At 68.6% G+C, this 17,311-nt stretch carries 18 protein-coding genes; 16 read left to right on the forward strand and 2 right to left on the reverse strand.

The features are described from left to right. Positions 1-197 (reverse strand): hypothetical protein (locus QSK37_RS50790; protein WP_285637172.1); only part of this gene is annotated, 197 nt, incomplete at its 3' end. A 207-nt stretch (positions 198-404) separates the two neighbouring features. Next, positions 405-1,322, reverse strand: a complete 918-nt coding sequence (locus QSK37_RS50795; protein WP_285637175.1) for a LysR family transcriptional regulator — start codon at positions 1,320-1,322, stop codon at positions 405-407. A 104-nt stretch (positions 1,323-1,426) separates the two neighbouring features. Between QSK37_RS50795 and QSK37_RS50800 the strand changes: the two genes are divergently transcribed. The 16 genes from QSK37_RS50800 (at position 1,427) to QSK37_RS50875 (ending at position 17,306) form a co-directional block, all read left to right on the forward strand. Beyond that, a complete protein-coding gene (locus QSK37_RS50800) occupies positions 1,427-2,407 on the forward strand; it encodes a cyclase family protein (RefSeq protein WP_285637178.1) in 981 nt (326 codons plus the stop codon). 8 nt (positions 2,408-2,415) lie between these two features. Continuing rightward, the gene (locus QSK37_RS50805; protein ID WP_285637181.1) at positions 2,416-3,546 is read left to right on the forward strand and encodes an FAD-dependent oxidoreductase; all 1,131 of its coding nucleotides are present in this window, start codon (positions 2,416-2,418) and stop codon (positions 3,544-3,546) included. A gap of 8 nt (positions 3,547-3,554) precedes the next feature. Continuing rightward, complete coding sequence (locus QSK37_RS50810; protein ID WP_285637184.1) at positions 3,555-4,493, forward strand: VOC family protein; 939 nt, start codon at positions 3,555-3,557, stop codon at positions 4,491-4,493. A 44-nt stretch (positions 4,494-4,537) separates the two neighbouring features. Further along, positions 4,538-5,461 carry a fumarylacetoacetate hydrolase family protein gene (locus tag QSK37_RS50815; protein ID WP_285637187.1) on the forward strand — a complete coding sequence of 308 codons (924 nt, stop codon included), beginning with the start codon at positions 4,538-4,540 and terminating at the stop codon, positions 5,459-5,461. A gap of 119 nt (positions 5,462-5,580) precedes the next feature. Continuing rightward, a complete protein-coding gene (locus tag QSK37_RS50820; RefSeq protein WP_285637190.1) occupies positions 5,581-6,738 on the forward strand; it encodes an alpha/beta hydrolase family protein in 1,158 nt (385 codons plus the stop codon). Further along, positions 6,735-7,622, forward strand: a complete 888-nt coding sequence (locus QSK37_RS50825) for a thioredoxin family protein (protein WP_285637194.1) — start codon at positions 6,735-6,737, stop codon at positions 7,620-7,622. The genes QSK37_RS50820 and QSK37_RS50825 overlap by 4 nt, the downstream gene beginning before the upstream one ends. A 70-nt stretch (positions 7,623-7,692) precedes the next feature. After that, positions 7,693-8,688 (forward strand): sugar phosphate isomerase/epimerase family protein, encoded by a 996-nt coding sequence (locus QSK37_RS50830; protein ID WP_285637197.1) that lies wholly within the window; start codon positions 7,693-7,695, stop codon positions 8,686-8,688. A gap of 32 nt (positions 8,689-8,720) precedes the next feature. Then, the gene (locus QSK37_RS50835) at positions 8,721-9,107 is read left to right on the forward strand and encodes a C-glycoside deglycosidase beta subunit domain-containing protein (RefSeq protein WP_285637200.1); all 387 of its coding nucleotides are present in this window, start codon (positions 8,721-8,723) and stop codon (positions 9,105-9,107) included. A gap of 34 nt (positions 9,108-9,141) precedes the next feature. Then, a complete protein-coding gene (locus QSK37_RS50840) occupies positions 9,142-9,540 on the forward strand; it encodes a C-glycoside deglycosidase beta subunit domain-containing protein (protein ID WP_285637203.1) in 399 nt (132 codons plus the stop codon). A 22-nt stretch (positions 9,541-9,562) separates the two neighbouring features. Beyond that, positions 9,563-10,591, forward strand: coding sequence for a sugar phosphate isomerase/epimerase family protein (locus QSK37_RS50845; protein ID WP_285637206.1), 1,029 nt, complete (start codon positions 9,563-9,565; stop codon positions 10,589-10,591). Then, entirely contained in the window at positions 10,588-12,123 is a 1,536-nt protein-coding gene (locus QSK37_RS50850) for a GMC oxidoreductase (protein ID WP_285637208.1), read from the forward strand. The genes QSK37_RS50845 and QSK37_RS50850 overlap by 4 nt, the downstream gene beginning before the upstream one ends. Before the next feature lie 104 nt (positions 12,124-12,227). Continuing rightward, entirely contained in the window at positions 12,228-13,799 is a 1,572-nt protein-coding gene (locus tag QSK37_RS50855) for a GMC oxidoreductase (protein WP_285637211.1), read from the forward strand. A gap of 13 nt (positions 13,800-13,812) precedes the next feature. Then, complete coding sequence (locus QSK37_RS50860) at positions 13,813-14,205, forward strand: C-glycoside deglycosidase beta subunit domain-containing protein (RefSeq protein WP_285637214.1); 393 nt, start codon at positions 13,813-13,815, stop codon at positions 14,203-14,205. Continuing rightward, complete coding sequence (locus tag QSK37_RS50865; RefSeq protein WP_285637217.1) at positions 14,202-15,089, forward strand: sugar phosphate isomerase/epimerase family protein; 888 nt, start codon at positions 14,202-14,204, stop codon at positions 15,087-15,089. The genes QSK37_RS50860 and QSK37_RS50865 overlap by 4 nt, the downstream gene beginning before the upstream one ends. Before the next feature lie 27 nt (positions 15,090-15,116). Then, on the forward strand, positions 15,117-16,127 hold the full coding sequence (locus tag QSK37_RS50870; RefSeq protein ID WP_285637220.1) for a sugar phosphate isomerase/epimerase family protein: 1,011 nt from the start codon (positions 15,117-15,119) through the stop codon (positions 16,125-16,127). A 3-nt stretch (positions 16,128-16,130) separates the two neighbouring features. Further along, a complete protein-coding gene (locus tag QSK37_RS50875; protein WP_285637223.1) occupies positions 16,131-17,306 on the forward strand; it encodes a Gfo/Idh/MocA family protein in 1,176 nt (391 codons plus the stop codon). Positions 17,307-17,311 lie beyond the last annotated feature (5 nt).

Raw genomic sequence — 17,311 nt, forward strand, 5'->3', positions numbered from 1 at the left:
AAGGTGGAAGGGGCGTGTCGGTGTTCGCGCGAGGTGACCGCAGGCATCGGGCTCAGGGTCATTGGCAGCGACGAGGGCAGGACGTTGGCCGAGGTCAGCGGCGTCCGCTCGTGTGGGGTGCGGTCAAGACTGACGAACATCGACCCCGCCGAGTCAGGGGTGCGGTCGCCGGTCGCGAACAACTGCGGTCGGAACACGCAAGCAAAACCAGGAGTCGACGTACGTCTGGTCCAGCGGCAGCCTGCGTGGTATTTCGACGGACACACGCGGACCCTCCAAGCCGTTGCTGTCGTCCTGGGGGTGCCACGTGGTGATCGCCTCCGCCTGACGGTCCCTCGCACGCTGGCTGATTCGCCAGCGGCACCCGTCAACCGTGCTCGCGGCTACCCTGAGTCGGCGGGGTACTACGCTGGCCGACGAAGTGTCTCGGTGGCACGGAGGACCAAGTTGCGTACGTACGTGTGCTCCGGGTCGTCGTCGTAGATCGGGTGCCACCACATCGCCTCGACCAGCGGTGTCAACGGCACCGGGCACTGCGCCACCCGGATGTCGGTGTCGGTGGGCAGGCGATCGGCGAGGCGGCGTTGCAGGACGGCGATGCGATCGGTCCCCGCGACGAGATCGGGGATGGTGAGGAAGTTTTCGGTGATCACTTGCGCGGTCGGTTCGATGCCGAGCAGCTGCAGTTGCCGCGACGCGGGGGTGGCAGCGGTCGGGCCGTAGTAGGTGAGCACCCAGGGCAGGGTGCGCAGGTCGTCGACGGTGAGGCCCTTCTCGGCGGCGGGGTTGTCGACGGAGGTGACGCAGACCCAGTCGTCCTCGTAGAGGTCCTCGCAGGAGAGGTCCGTCAGGAATCCGTGCGGCATGACGAGCAGGTCGACGCCGAGCAGTAGCTGGTGGGCCCGGTCGACGAAAGAGGGAGTGTTCGCGATGAACCGGAGCCGGGCGTGCGGGGCTTCGGCGCTGAGCTGTGCCGCGAGGGTGGCGCCGAAGACGGCGGTGGCGTAGTCGCTGAGGGCTAGGCTGAACTCACGCCGGGAGGTAGCGGGGTCGAAGTCGGATTCGGCGCTGAAGACTCGCTCGATACTGCCGACGGCCTCGCGGGTGCGTTCCTTGAGTCGGACGGCGAGCGGGGTCAGGCGGTATTCATTGCCCACCCGAGTGAGCAGTTGGTCGTTGAAATGGCGGCGAAGTCGGGCCAATGAGGCGGACAGTGCGGGCTGGCTGAGGTGAAGTTGCTCGGCGGCGCGGGTGACGCTGCGTTGTTCGAGAAGCGCGTCGAGGGCCACGAGCAGGTTGAGGTCCAGGCTGGCCAGGTTCACCCCAGAGACGGTATCAACCGTGGTAATGGCCCCCATCAGCGATCGGCTCTTCCCGGGTGGTCGTCTGGTAGCGGATGGTTGTCCCGACCTTGGAAAGGACGACCGTGTCGCACGTGCCGGAACCGTTTGATCGCCGCGATCCCGAGGGGGCCGTGGCAGCCATCGTGAAGCGGTGCTCGAACGTGGGCCGCTGGGGGCCCGATGATGTGCGGGGCACGCTGAACTTCCTGGACGCCGCCAAGCGTGTCGACGGGGCGCGGCTGGTCCGGCGCGGGGTGAGCTTTTCGCTGGCGCAGCGATTCGACGCGAGCGGGCCGCAGAAAGGCTGGCGGAGGCGCACCAATCCCGTGCACACGATGTTGGACACCGGGGTTGACGCGGAGTTCGGCGACCAGGGATTTCCGCACGGTATCGGTGGCGCGGATGACGTGATCTTCATGCCGCTTCAGGCGTCGACCCAGTGGGACGGGCTCGGGCACATCTTCGACCACGGGCAGGCTTACAACGGGCGCCGCGCTTCGCAGGTGGTGACCAGCGAGGGCGACCGGGTGACCGGCATCGAGACGGTGGCGGACCTGATCGCCGGGCGGGGCGTGCTGCTGGACGTCGGCCGGATGATCGGGACCGACGGCGAGTTGCCGGACGGGTTCCCGATCACGGCTGAGCACCTGGAACGGACCCTTGCTGCCGAGGGCGTGAGTGTGGGCCGAGGCGATCTGGTGTGCGTACGCACTGGTCAGCTCACTCGCGCGCGCCGCGAAGGTTGGGGCGACTATGCGGGCGGGGCGGCTCCGGGCCTGTCGCTCACCACGGCCGACTGGCTGTTCGAGTCACAGATCGCCGGAATCGCCACGGACACCTGGGGGTTCGAGGTGCGGCCGAACGAGTTCGACGTGCTGGCGTTCCAGCCGCTGCACCAGGTCGCCATTCCGCATATCGGCCTCTTCATCGGTGAGATGTGGGACCTCGACGCGCTGGCCACCGACTGTGCCGCCGACGGGGTGTACGAGTTCTGGTTGACCGCCGCGCCGCTGCCGGTGACGGGCGCGGTGGGTGCTCCGCTGAATCCCATCGCAGTGAAGTAGGAGTCGTGATGGCTGCTGTCGATAACGTTCTGGTGATCGGGGCCGGTTCGGCCGGGACTGCGGTCGCGATCCTGCTCCCGCAGGCCGACGTCACGGTCGAGGTCGTCGATGTGAAGCCGGAGCCGACTGCGATCGGGTCGGGAATCACCTTGCAAGGCAATGCGCTGCGCGTGTTGCGACAGATCGGGGTGTGGGACGAGGTGCGTGCCGCCGGGTACGCGTTCGACAGTCTCGGGCTGCGTGCCCCGGACGAGCACGGCACGTTGCTGGCTGAGCTTCCCGACGTGAAGACCGGCGGTCTGGACCTGCCCGGAACGTTGGGCATGCCGCGGCCGGAGCTGGCTCGGATTCTCGTCGAGCGGGCGATCTCCGCGGGTGCGAAGCTGCGTTTCGATACCACGGTGACCCGTATCGCCGAGAACGAACGTTGCGTCGACGTGACTTTCTCGGACGGATCGACCGGCCGTTACGACTTGGTGGTCGGTGCGGACGGTGTCCGTTCATGGACCCGGCGGGCTCTGGGGATCCAGCTTGAGCCTCGGCCGACGGGGATGGGTATCTGGCGGGCGTTCGGACCGCGGCCGGCGAGCGTTACACGCACCGACCTGATCTATGGGGGCCCGTGTTACATCGCGGGGTACTGCCCGACCGGGGAGGACACGCTGTACGCGTACCTCGTCGAGCCCTCGCAAGACCGTTCGGCGCTGTCCCCTGAGCAGCAGTTGGCGGTGATGCGTGACCTGTCGCTGGCCTACCACGGGCCATGGGACGAGATTCGGGAAACCCTGACCGACCCGTCGCGGGTCAACTACACCCGCTTCGAGACGCATCTGCTGCCGGTGCCGTGGAACCGCGGCCGCGTGGTGCTGATCGGCGACGCCGTGCACAGCTGTCCGCCGACGATCGCGCAGGGCGCGGCCCAGGCGTTGGAAGACGCTGTGGTGCTCGCGGAGTTGCTGCTCAGCCGCGACAGCGTCGACCGTGCTCTGTGGGACGCGTTCCACGCCCGCCGGTTCGGGCGCGCGAAGACCGTGGTGGACGCGTCCAACCAGCTCGCCCAGTGGCAGCTCGATCACATCCAGGGAGATGTGCCCGCGCTGATGAAGACCGTCACCGACCTGCTACGTCAACCTGCTTGAGAGAGATCATGACCGACCGATTGATCACCCACCTGCGGCACGTCGACCTGGCGGTGCCCGATCATGCCAAACAGCTCGATTTCTTCACCAACACCTGGGGGCTGACCGCCGCGGACGGCGAGAAAGGGCTGACGTTCCTCGCCGCAGAGGGCTCGCCCGAAAAGTACGTGATCCGCATCCGCGAGTCGGCCGAAAAGCGGATCGACCTGATCGCGTTCGGCGTGGCCAACGCGGCGGACGCGGACGTGCTGGCCGAGCGGCTGGCCCGCAGCGGGGTACGGCTGGTCAACGAGCCCAGGCCGCTGGACACGCCCGGCCGCGGCTACGGATTCCGGTTCTTCGACAACGAAGGGCGCACCGTCGAGATCAGCGCCGACGTCGCGGTCCGGGAGCACCGCAAGATCGAACCCGGTGAGTCGATCCCCGTGCGGCTGTCGCATGTCGTGATCAACTCGGCGGAGCCGGAGGCGACCCGCGCGTTCTATGAGAAGCACCTCGGCTTCCGCCTGTCGGACACGCTGATGCACCCGCAGATGGGCGAGATGATGTACTTTCTGCGGATCAATGCCTGGCACCACAGCCTGGCGATCGCCCGCTGCCCACATCCCTCGTTGCACCACGTGTCCTTCGAGATGCGTGGCCTCGACGAGTACATGCGCGGCACCGGCCGACTGCTGCGTGCCGGGGTGGAGAAGGTGTGGGGTCCTGGCCGGCACCTGGCAGGCAACAACACGTTCAGCTACTTCCTCGACCCGCACGGTAACACCGTCGAGTACACCACCGAACTCGAGGCGATCGACGAGGATACCTGGCACCCACACATGTACGACTTCAGCCAGCCTGAGGTCAGCGACCAGTGGGGCACCGCTAACGCGATGAACGAGTTCGTCGCCCGCAAGTCGTTCAACGACCCGGACAAGGGCCTGTTCGTGGCCCCACCCGTCTGATGCGCTTCGCCACCTGGGAATCTGACGGAACCATACGCTGCGGTGTGGTCTCCGACGCCGGGCTGCACCTGTTGCCCGAGGGGGTCACCATCCTGGAACTGGCGCGCTCCGGGCTGCCGGCCGCCCTCGAAGCCGGCGCGGAAGCACAGAACGCGACGGCGGTGCCGGTCGAGTCGGTGCGGCTGCTGCCTCCGCTCGACCCGCCGACAGTGCGGGACTTCGTCGCATTCGAAGAGCACGTCGAGGGCGTGCGCAAGAGCATCGACGGCGAAAGCGGCGTGGTACCCGAGTGGTACCAGGCGCCCACCTTCTACTTCACCAACCCGTACGCCCTCGTCGGCGCACACGACGACGTGCCGATCCCGCCAGACTGCCAGGCACTGGACTTCGAGTTGGAGGTCGCCGCCGTCGTCGGCCGGGACGGCCGGTCGCTGACACCGGAACAAGCCCGCGAGGCGATCTTCGGCTACACCATCCTCAACGACTGGTCGGCCCGCGACCTCCAAGCCCGGGAGATGAAGGTGAGTCTCGGCCCGGCGAAAGGGAAGGACTTCGCCAGCACCCTCGGCCCGTGGCTGGTCACCGCCGACGAACTCGAGCCTTACCACGACGTCGACGGCTTCCTGGCACTCGACATGCGCGTTGCCGTGAACGGCACCGAGGTCGGGCAGGACCTCCTGTCCAACATGGGCTGGCCGTTCGATGAACTCATCGCCTATGCCGCACGCGGCACCTGGGTGCGCGCGGGCGACGTCCTCGGCTCCGGCACCTGCGGCAACGGCGGCTGCCTCGCCGAACTGTGGGGCCGCCACGGCGAGCGGACCCCGCCGCCGCTCCACCCCGGTGACGTCGTCGAGATGACGGTCGAGGGCATCGGCACCACCCGCAATCGCATCGTGCCCGGCGTCGAGCTGCCCCCGGTTCGCCCGGCACGACAGCGGCCTCGGCTGCGGAAGCGACCGGCATGAGCGTCGCGGTGATCACCAGTGCCGAGACCCCCGCCGACGCTGAGATGACCACCCACGACGGCGAAACGTCGCTCAGCGACGCCGTCCGCACGCCGTAATACCTGCGAAGGAGCCGCATCGTGTTCGAGTACTTTCCCGGTAACTATGTGTGGAACCTGAGTGTGGTCGCCACGCTCAACAGCGGCGGGCTGATCGACGAGGTCGACCGGGCCTGCCGGCCGATCAAGGAACTCGCAGCCCGAGGCGAGGACGTCGGCACCCCGGCTCTCCTGCGGGCATGGACGGCGCTGACCGACCAGCTGGTCGCGCAGGCCGAACAGGCCGAGAAGGCCGGGCGCGCCCGCATCGCCGGTCAGCTGTACGCCCGCGCCACGAACTACCTGTGTCAGGCCGAGCGGATGCAGAGCGCCTCCGCGCCCGGACGGTTGGACACCTACCGGCGGGTCCTGCACCTGCAGCAGAAGGCCTTCGACCTCGTCGACCCCGCCACTACGCGGGTGGCCGTGCCGTACGAGGGGACCATGCTGCCGGCGTACTTCACCCGCGCCCCCGGCGATGTCGCCAGCCCCGTGATCATCATGTGGAACGGGCTGGACTCCACCAAGGAGCACATGTACGCCTCCGGGTTCAGCCACGAGTTGGCGGCCCGCGGAATCAGCACACTGATGGTGGACTGCCCCGGCAGCGGTGAGGCCCTGCGTCTGCAAGGGCTGCGCGCCCGCATCGACACCGAAGCCTGGGCGAGTGCCTGCGTCGACTACCTGCTCACTCGGCCCGACGTCGAACCGGCGCGGATCGGCCTGGTCGGCTGGTCGCTCGGCGGCTACTTCGCACCGCGCGCGCTCGCCTTCGAAAAGCGGCTTGCCCTCGGCGTGGCGTGGGGCGCCAACCACAATTGGGGCGCGGTGCAGCGCCGCCGCCTGGAACGCGAAGGGGAGCGGCCGGTACCCCACTACTGGGAACACGTCCTGTGGGTGTGGGGCTTCGACGACCTGAACGCATTCATCGAATTCGCCGACGGAATCCACTTGGACGGTGTGGTCGGGCAGATCACGGTCCCATTCCTGATCTGCCACGGCGAGAACGACCGGCAGATTCCCCTGGAATACGCGCATCGCTCCTACGACACGGCGGTAAAGAGCCCGAAGCGTGAGCTGCGCATTTTCACCCGTGAGGAGGGCGGCGCCGAACACATCGGCTTGGACCATCTCTCCCACGTCAGCACCTACATCGCTGACTGGGCTGCCGACACCTTTGCCGAAGTGAGCAGCCGATGACCCGGTCCCGGCTGACCGTTGGCGACCCAGCGCCTGTGTTCGCGTTGCCCGACACTGAAGGGACGACCGTCCGGCTCGCGCCGCAGCAACACGCGGCGTCCGTCGTCGTGTTCACCGCGAACGGCTGCCCGTTCGCGCGCGCCTGGCACGACCGGATCCAACAGGTGGCGAAGGACTACGCGTCCCGTGACGTCGCCGTCGTGCAGATGGTGAGCAACGACGAGACCGACCACCCGGACGACTCCCTAGCCGCCATGCGCGAGCGGGTCGCCGCGGGCGAGCTCGCCGGGCCCTTCCTGCGCGACGCTCACCAATGGGCCGCCCAGGCGTATGGGGCGACCGCGACGCCCGAGGTCTTCGTAATCGACCGCGCCGGTGTGGTCCGCTATCACGGTGCCCCCGATGGGGATCACGACGACCCGACCCAAGATGCGCACTGGCTGCGGGACGCGCTGGACGACGTGCTGGCTGGTCGTGAGGTGGCGCACCCGGCGACCTCGCCCGCCGGCTGCTCGATCAAGTGGCGCGTCGAGCTGCTGTGGTGGGACGGCTGCCCGTCCCATGACGATGCGGCTGAGCTGCTGCGTCGGACGCTCGCCGGCCTGGGCCGGGATGACGTCCAGGTCGTCGAACGTCAGGTCACCTCGCGCGGGGAGGCGCAACGACTCGGCTTCCCCGGCTCACCCACCTTCCAGGTCGGGCGGCACGACCTGTTCCCCGATGGCGCGCCACCCGCGCTCACCTGCCGCCTCTACCGGCGACCGGATGGTCGTGGCGCGCCGCTGCCCGACACCGACGACCTCGCCGCGCGGCTGCGCGCGGCGCTCGCCCGGCCCTGGGATCTCCCCGGCTGGGTCGACCCGCGCAGGGCGAAGGGCCGGTAGGTGCGGCCCGACCATTCCGCTGCGCCGCAACTCGCCGCAGCGTCAGCCAGGTGACAAGGAGCCCATTAGCGTGACAAACGCGAGACACTCCATCAAACGCGGCGTCAGCCTCTACTCGTACCAGGAGGAGACCTTCCTCCGCACCATGTCCCTCGAAGACTGCATCCGTGCCGCCAGCGAGATCGGCGCACACGGCATCGAGATCATTCCCGAGCAGTCGATCCCGGACTTCACCAACCTGACCGAGGAATTCGTCGACACATGGTTCGCCTGGATGGAGAAGTACGGCACAACGCCGACGGCGACCAACTCCTACCTCGACACCAAGCTCTACCCCGACCGGTGGCTGACCGTCGAAGAGCAAATCGCCTCCATCCGCACCGACATCGACGTTGCCGTGCGGCTCGGAATGCCGATCGTGAAGGCCACCATCAACACATCACCCGAGGTCATGGAGGGCGCCGCGCCCTACGCCGAGGAAAAGGGCGTCCAGCTCCTCATCGAGGTGCACGCGCCCTTCCACTACGAGCACCCGTGGATCCTTGAGCACCTGGAGGTCATGCATCGGACGCAGTCGCCGGCCCTCGGCCTCATGCCCGACATGATGACCTACGTCAAGCGCTTCCCGCGGGTGGTCAGCGAACGCGCGCTCCGGGACGGTGCCAACCCGGCGATCGTCGATTACATCGTCGAGCTGTACGACGACCACGGCGACACCCACGCCCTCATGGACATCGTCAACTACCGCGGCGGCGGGCCAGTCGAATACGGACTTGCTCGTGTGGCCAGCCATTACATCTGGACCGATCCGCGGAAGATGCTCGACCACATGCCGCTCATCAAGCACATCCAAGCGAAGTTCTACGAGATGACCGAGGACGAGGTCGAATACTCGATCCCGTACGACGAGATCATTCCCGTCCTGATCGAGGGCGGGTTCGACGGCTATCTCTCCAGCGAGTACGAGGGCAACCGCCACATCCAGGATGCCTTCCCCGTCGACAGTGTGGAGCAGGTGCGCCGGCAGCACGCCATGTTCGTCCGGTTGCTCGGCGAGGTCGCCTAGTCCCGCCGTCCCTGATGTGAAGGAGATCATTCGTGTTCGACAAGTACATCGTGTGCGACGAGGGTTTCCGCGCGCGGGGCGATGGCCACATCGGCGGCGTCGTCGAGGTGCGGATGCCGTACTACCGCGGCCTGAGGCTGTCCATGGTCGAAGGTGTGGACCTCGTCCTCGACGACAAGCCCATCGCGCCGGAGCGAACGACCTTCACCGTGCACGGCAACACCTACACCTTCGACCAGATGCCGAGCGTCACCTACGACCGGTGGGAGTTCGGAGAGCGCGCGGAACTCGCGTTCGAGACCGACGAGCCGCTGGCAACGGGTGAACATGAGGTGACCGTTTCCGTCCGGCTGCGCCTGTCCTACATGCCAGTTCCGGGCGGTGGCCGCAGCACCAAGCGGCTCACCTTCGCCGCCTGATCCTGACCGCTGATCACTGAGAGGAACCGATCCCATGGGCCCACTCGACGACCAGGTGGTGCGCGAAGACTCGCTCACCGCCACCGCTGACGGCCTGAACGTCGCCGTCTACACGCACTGGTACCGGGCGTTGCCGCTGACTTCGCTGACGAAGGTCGACCTGACCGTCGACGGGCAGCCGGTCGACCCGGCGACGCTGTCGGTGACCGTCAACGGACACCGCTACGAATTCGCCGAGCTGGCGGTCAAAGCCGACGAGTACTGGTTCACCACCGATCCGGTCGTGCTGCACGTGCCGGTGGCCACGGCGCCTGGCCGACAGCACCGGATACAGCTGCAGCTCGGACTGTCCATCCCGTACATCCTGACCGGCCCAGACCGGACGCCGCTGCTCACGCCGAGTTCGACCGACAAGACGCTGACCGCTGCCTAGATTTTCGGGAAGGAAACCGGAGATGACCGACACCGCCCCGGGACTGCCCCAGCTCGGCACCACCCTGTTCAGCCTCACCCTCGAGCAGCGCGCACCGGGCAACGACCTCGCAGCGCTGCTACGCAAGGTCGCCACCCGCGAACTCGGCCCGGGCGTGGAGATGGTCGCCTTCCAGAGCCTGCGCGGCTGGCCGCGCCTGGACGACGCTGCCGTACGTAAGGTCCGCGGGCTGATCGCAGACTCCGGCCTGACGCCGTCCTGCCTGGCGATCAACCTGGATCTCGCGTTGCAGCCTGGACGGCTGCTCTCCGACGACGAGGCGTACGAGTACGTCGCTGTCCAGCTACGCGGTGCCGCCTCGCTCGGCTTCCCTGCCGTGCGCGTCGGCGTGGAGTGCGGGCCGGAGATCATGACACGGCTGCTGCCACTCGCCGAGCAGCTTGGCGTCAAGATCGGCGTGGAGATCCACGCCCCGCTGACGATCGATGCGCCGCCGGTTGCGGCGCTGAAGGAGCTGTTCACCCGGCTGGACACCGAGTGGCTGGGGTTCATTCCGGACTTCTCGGCCAGCATGCGTGCAGTGCCGGCGGCTGTGGACGATGCACACCGGAAGGCGGGGATCGCACCGGAGCTGACGGCGTTGACCCGGCAGCTGTGGGCCCAACCCGGCCCGACGATGGCAAAGTTCCCGCAACTCGAGCAGCGGGCCGCAGAGCTGGGCGCGGGGCAGGCGGAGATAGGTAACCTCAAGATGATCTTCACGATGCACGGGCGGATGGAGCCCGAGCGGTGGGCCGACTTCTTCCCGCATGTCATTCACGTGCACGGCAAGTTCTACGGCGTGTTCGACGGCCCCGACGGACCATCCGACCCGTCCATCGACTACCCGGCGATCGTGCGCGTGCTGCGTGAACAGGGCTATACGGGCTTCATCTCCAGCGAATACGAGGCGCACGCGTACACCGGCCTATACAGCGCGTTCGACCAGGTCCGCGCCCAGCACGACATGCTCAAGCGTCTGCTGGAGGCCGAGCCGGCGGTGGCCCGATGAGCGGTGTGCCGCGTGTCCTCATCATCGGCAGCGGCCCGACCGGCGCCACCTACGCCCGGCTGCTCACCGAGCAGGTGCCCGACGTCTCGGTACTGATGGTGGAAGCCGGACCGGTGGTCACCACGCCGCCCGGCATGAACGTCAAGAACATCCCTGACGCTGCAGAGCAAGCGGCCGCCCGGCTTGCCTCCCAGGGACACGCTATGGAGAGCGGCGTGTCCGGGATTCCGGGCGGCGTGGTGGTCGAGGGCACGATCACCGCCCGGCAGGGCACGCACCTGATCGGCCGCGCGGCGGACGGCTCGCCGGGCATGCCTGCCGCCGCCGTCGCCACCTGCGTCGGTGGGCAGGGGGTGCACTGGACCTGTGCGACCCCGCGGCCGGTGGGCAGCGAGCGGATCGGCTTCGTCGACGAGGCCGAGTGGGCGGAGCACGTGACTACGGCCGAGCGGTTGCTGCACGTCACGACGGCGGCGTTCGGCGATTCCCCGCAGGCGGCGACGATCCTTGACCGGCTCCGCACGGAGTTCGCGCCGGAGGAGATCGCGGTCCGGCCGCTGCCGGTGGCCGGCGATCCGCGTCCGGACGGCACGCTGCGGTGGAGCGGCACCGACGTCGTCCTCGGCCCGGCCGTGGACGACCCGCGCTTCGTGCTCCGCCCGCAGACCCTCGCCGTCCGGTTGCTCCGCGACCGTGACCGTGTGGTCGGGGCGGTGCTGCGTGACCTGCGCACCGGTACGGAGGAGGAGGTGCGTGCCGACGCGGTGATCGTCGCCGCCGACGCGATCCGCACGCCGCAACTGCTCTGGGCCTCGGGCGTCCGGCCGGACGCGCTGGGCCGCTATCTCACCGAACACCCGCTCATCTTCGGTGTCGTCGCGGTGCGCGACGGTCTCCTGCCGCCGCGGCACGACACGACGGTGCCGGCGGATCCCATCCGGGCCGCGGTGAATATCGGCTTCGACGAGAAGCGCCATCCGTATCATGCCCAGCTCTTGTACTCGCCCGTGCCGCCGGTGCCCCTGCCGGAGGGCAGTCCCTATCGGGACAACCCGGCCGGCTACGTCGGCATGGGCTGGGGCGTGCGCAAGTGGCCTCGTGCGGAGGACCGGCTGCTGTTCGACGACACACTGCCCGACGAGAACGGTCTGCCCAGCATCCGCATCGCCTATGAGCTCACCGACCGTGAGTACGCGGAGCTGGAGCGAGCGCGCGGGCACCAGGCGCGAGCCGCTGCGGCGTTGGGCGAGTTCGTGCCTGGTATGCCGGTGGTGATGCCGGCGGGCAGCTCGCTGCACTACATGGGAACGGTGCGCATGGGCCCGGTCGACGATGGCACGAGCGTGTGCGACCCGTACTCCCGAGTCTGGGGCGTGCCAGGGTTGGTGCTGGCCGGCAACGGCCTGATCCCAACGGCGAATTCCTGCAACCCCACGCTGACCAGCGTGGCGCTCGCGGTACGCGGGGCAACGGCGCTCGCCGCCGAGCTGACGGCGGGGGTCGCGGCGACCGAGCCCGATCACTCGCGCTGATACCGCCTATTACCGGAAGGTGGGGACCGGATCCGTGTAAGTGCAGTTATGTTGAAAACCTGCAAAATTTTCCGAGACCGCTAATCTGACCGAGACGGAGTCGCATGAGCAGGGTATTTCCGGAGAGCGTCGACGTCGCGATCGTGGGAAGCGGCCCGACCGGCGCCGCGTACGCCCGAATCCTGAGCGAGCGTGCTCCGGCAGCCATCGTGGCGATGTTCGAGGCGGGTCCGGTGCTGACCGATCCGCCCGGCATGCACGTCAAGAACATCGCTGATCCGGTCGCGCGGGTCGCCGCTCAGCGCAAGTCGGAAGGAATCCGGCCGCACACGGACAGCGCCGACGACGGAACCTACGCGGATCCGGCGAAGCGCGTGGTGCGGCCCGGAACACACCTGCTGCCCGACGGTTACCGGCAGCCCGGGGAGGACGGCATTCCGGGCCTGGCGATGTCGACCAACGTCGGCGGGATGGGCGCGCACTGGACCTCCGCCTGCCCACGCCCGGGCGGGGCCGAGCGAATCGCCTTCGTGTCCGACCTGGATGAACTCCTTGACGAGGCCGAGCGGCTGCTCGCCGTCGACCGTCACCCGTTCGAGGACGCCCCCTACGCCGACGTGGTACGCGAGCGGTTGAGCGCTGAGTTCGACCACGGTCGGCCCGAAGAGCGGCGGATCCGCCCGATGCCGATGGCCGTGCGACGACGCCCGGACGGCACGCTGGCATGGAGCGGTTCGGACGTCGTGTTCGGCGACGTCACCCGGCGTAACCCCGACTTCGCGTTGTTCGCGGACGCGCAGGTGCGCCGGGTGCTGGTGCGGGACGGCCGGGCCGTCGGCGTCCTCGTCCGCGACCGGCTGGACGGCACCGAGCACGAGGTGCGGGCTCGGTTCGTCGTCGTGGCAGCCGACGCGGTGCGCACGCCACAGCTGCTGTACGCCTCGGGAGTGCGGCCGCCGGCACTGGGCCGCTATCTCAACGACCAGCCACAGCAGGTGTTCGCAGTCCGGCTCCGCGACCTCGACCACACGCCGGAGGGCGAGCATGACCCGCGGCGCGACGCCGTGATCGTCGAGCAGAGCGGGGTGTCGTGGGTGCCCTACACCGACGAGGAACCCTTTCACGGCCAGGTGATGCAGCTCGACGCCTCGCCGATCCCGCTGGTCGGCGAGGACGAACCGGCCCCCGGCACGGTCGTCGGGCTCGGCTGGTTCTGCGCCAAGGACCTGCAGGAATCCGACCGGATCGTATTCGACGACGACGCCGCCGACGACTACGGGATGCCGAAACCGAACATCCACTACACACTCACCGCCCGCGACCGCGAGTCGCTTACGTGCGCCCGGGACGCGATCCTGCGTGCCGCCCGAGCACTGGGCGGCTTCATTGACGACGAGCCGCTGGTGCTCACGGCCGGCGCCTCACTGCACTACCAAGGCACCACGCGGATGGGTGCCGTCAACGACGGGACATCGGTCTGCGGGCCGAGCTGCGAAGTGTGGGGCGTCGCGGGTCTGTACGTCGCAGGCAACAACGTCATCCCGACTCCGATCGCCTGCAACCCGACCCTCACCTCGGTGGCGCTCGCGGTTCACGGCGCGCGGGATATCGCGGCGCGGCTGTCCTCCGAGGCGGACGACGGCGCGGGCATCACCGCGGCGATGCCCCGGTCCTGACAGGAGAATCACGATGCTCGAGGTACCGATGATCCAAACCCGCGGATTCCGCAACCGAGAACCCGGCGAGGGGTTCGAGGTGCGACTGCGGCTGCCCTACTACCGCGGCCTGTGGACGAACCTGATCGAGGGCGCCGCGATCACCGTGGACAGCGAGACGTTCGCCGCTGACGGCATCGGCTGGAGCATCGATGGCGTCGAGTACTCGCTCGCGCAGCTGCGCTCGTCCGAGACGGCACGGTGGCCGGTCGACGTGCCGGCGATCCTGCGGGTGCCGCGATCCGAACCACTGCCGATCGGCTTCCACGACGTCCGCGCCGATCTGCGGCTTCGGATGTCCTACATCCCCGAAGAACTCCAGCCGACGATCTGGAGCGAGCAGCGGAGGCTGGTGATCACCCGATGACGCCGCAGTTCCAGTACGGTGTGTCGCTCTACAGCTACACCGGCGAGTACGGCGTGACGTCGACGCTCGACGACTGCATCGAGGACGTCGCCGACCTCGGCGCGACCGGCCTGGAGATTCTCGGCGAGGCGCACGTCGCCGGATACCCGACGCCATCGGCGGCCTGGATCGACGCATGGTTCGCCCGCCTGGAGCGGTACGGCCTGACCCCGACCTGCTACGGCTCGTGGGTGGACACCCGCCGCTTCCTGGGGCGTGCCATGACCGTCGACGAGGCGGTGTGGCAGCTGGAGACCGACATCCGGCTCGCCGCCACGCTCGGCTTCCGGTACGTCCGGCCGAAGCTCGGCGTCGTCACCTCCGACCTGGAGCCCGACCCGGTGTGGGAGCCCGCCACCGAGCGGGTGCTCGACCTCGCCGCCGAGAAGGGCGTCGTCATCTGCCCGGAGATCCACTGGCCCAGCGTGATCCGGTCCAAGGTGGTCGACGACTACATCGCGTTCATCGAGCGCACCGGCACGCAGCACTTCGGGCTGCTCATGGACACCGGTGTGTTCCAGACGAAGATGCACCACCGCACGGGCGGAGTCGCCAGCCGGCTGGGAGAAGGGTCCGCGCGCCCGCCGGAGGTACCCGTCGTCCCGGTGTCCGACCTCGAGGACGTGCTCGACCACGTGGTCCACGTGCAGGCCAAGTTCTACGAGATCGACGACGAGCTCATCGACCACTACATCCCGTGGGCGGAGCTCCTGCAGATCATCGTGCGCCGCGGCTGGTCCGGCTACCTGTCCAGCGAGTACGAGGGCGACTACGGGATCGGCCGAGCGGCGGATCAGTTGCGTCGCCAGCATGCGCTGATCCGCCGCCTCGCCGCCACGCTCTGACCAACTCTTGATGAAGGGGTAACACACATGCCGCGCCCGATCACCCTGTTCACCGGCCAGTGGGCAGACCTGCCATTCGAGGAGGTCGCGCGCCTCGCATCCTCGTGGGGCTACGACGGCCTCGAAATCGCCTGCTGGGGCGACCACCTCGACCCGAACCGCGGTGCCGTCGACGACGCCTACCTCGACGAGAAGCGCGCCGTGCTCGACAGGCACGGGCTCAAGGTTTTCGCGATCTCCAACCACCTCAAGGGCCAGGCGGTCTGCGACGACCCGATCGACGCCCGGCACCGCGCGATATTGCCCGACTCGATCTGGGCCGATGGCGATCCGGAAGGGGTGCGGCAGCGTGCGGCGGAGGAGATGAAGAACACCGCCCGCACCGCAGCCCGGTTGGGTGTGGACACCGTCGTCGGGTTCACCGGCTCCTCTATCTGGAAGTACGTCGCGATGTTCCCGCCGGTCTCCCAGGACCTCATCGACGCCGGTTATCAGGACTTCGCCGACCGGTGGAACCCGATCCTCGACGTCTTCGACGAGGTAGGCGTGCGCTTCGCGCACGAGGTGCACCCGTCGGAGATCGCCTACGACTACTGGACGACACAGCGGGCGCTGAAGGCGATCGGGCACCGGCCGGCGTTCGGGCTGAACTGGGACCCCTCGCACTTCATGTGGCAGGACCTTGACCCGGTCGGGTTCATCCTGGAATTCGCCGACCGGATCTACCACGTCGACTGCAAGGACGTGAAGCTCAACGTCGGCAACGGTCGCAACGGCCGCCTCGGCTCGCACCTTCCGTGGGCGGACCTGCGCCGAGGGTGGGATTTCGTCTCCACCGGTCACGGCGACGTCCCGTGGGAGCAGGCTTTCCGCGCGTTGAACAGCATCGGTTACTCCGGGCCGATCTCCGTCGAGTGGGAGGACGCCGCAATGGACCGGCTGGTCGGCGCTCCCGACGCGGTGCGGTTCGTGCGCGGCAAGCTGTTCGACACCCCCGACGCCGCCTTCGACGCCGCGTTCGCGCAGACAGGGGACTGACCGATGACCGACGCTGCCCGGCCGCTGCGCGTCGCGATGATCGGTCACGGGTTCATGGGCGCGGCGCACGCGCACGCCTGGCACGCTGCCCCGCGCTTCTTCGATCTGCCCCGCCGGATCGAGACGGTGGCGGTCGCGGGGCGCAACCCGCAGACGCTGCGCGAGTCCGCCGACCGGTTCGGTTGGGCCGAGTGCGACACCGACTGGCGGCGCGTCGTCGAGCGTGACGACATCGACCTCGTCGACGTGGTCACGCCCGGTTCGACGCACGCCGAGGTCGCCGTCGCGGCGCTCGAGGCGGGCAAGCATGTCCTGTGCGAAAAACCGCTGGCGAACACTGTCGCGGAGGCCGAGGCGATGGCCGAGGCCGCGGTGAAGGCCGCCGAACGCGGGGTGTTCGCGATGGTCGGTTTCACCTACCGCCGGGTCCCGGCCGTGTCTCTCGCCCGGGAGATGATCGAGTCCGGAGCCATCGGCACGATCCGGCAGACCCGAGCGGTGTACTTGCAGGACTGGCTCAGCGACGAGAACGCGCCGCTCACCTGGCGGCTGGATCGCGCCTCGGCCGGCTCCGGCGCGCTCGGCGACATCGGCGCCCACATCGTCGATGCTATCCAGTACGTGACCGGCCAGGAGGTCACCGGGGTGAGCGGGCTGACGCACACCTTCGTGACCGAGCGGCCCGTGCTCACCGAGTCCGTGGGCCTGTCCGGCCGCGCCTCCGACAGTCGTCGGGGGCCGGTCACCGTCGACGACGCCGCGGTCTTCCTTGGCGCGCTGAGCGGCGGGGCGCTCGCCACGTTCGAGGCCACCCGGATGGCGACCGGGCGGAAGAACGCGCTGCGTTTCGAGATCAGCGGCACCACCGGGTCCCTCGCATTCGACCTCGAGGACCTCAACACCCTGCAGCACTACCGCGCCGACGACGGCCCCACCGCGGGGTTCCGGCGAATCCTCGTCACCGAGCCGGAACATCCCTACGTCGCGGCATGGTGGCCGCCCGGCCACCTTCTGGGCTACGAGCACGGCTTCACCCACCAGGTCCGTGACCTGGTCACCGCGATCGACGCCGGCGAGCAACCCCGGCCGTCCTTCGACGAGGGACTTCAGGTGCAGCGGGTGCTGGAGGCGGTAGGGCACAGCGCGGCCGCCGACGCCCGCTGGACCCCGCTCACCTGACCCGA

The sequence above is a fragment of the Actinoallomurus iriomotensis genome (genome assembly GCF_030269445.1).
Lineage (GTDB): Bacteria > Actinomycetota > Actinomycetes > Streptosporangiales > Streptosporangiaceae > Actinoallomurus > Actinoallomurus iriomotensis.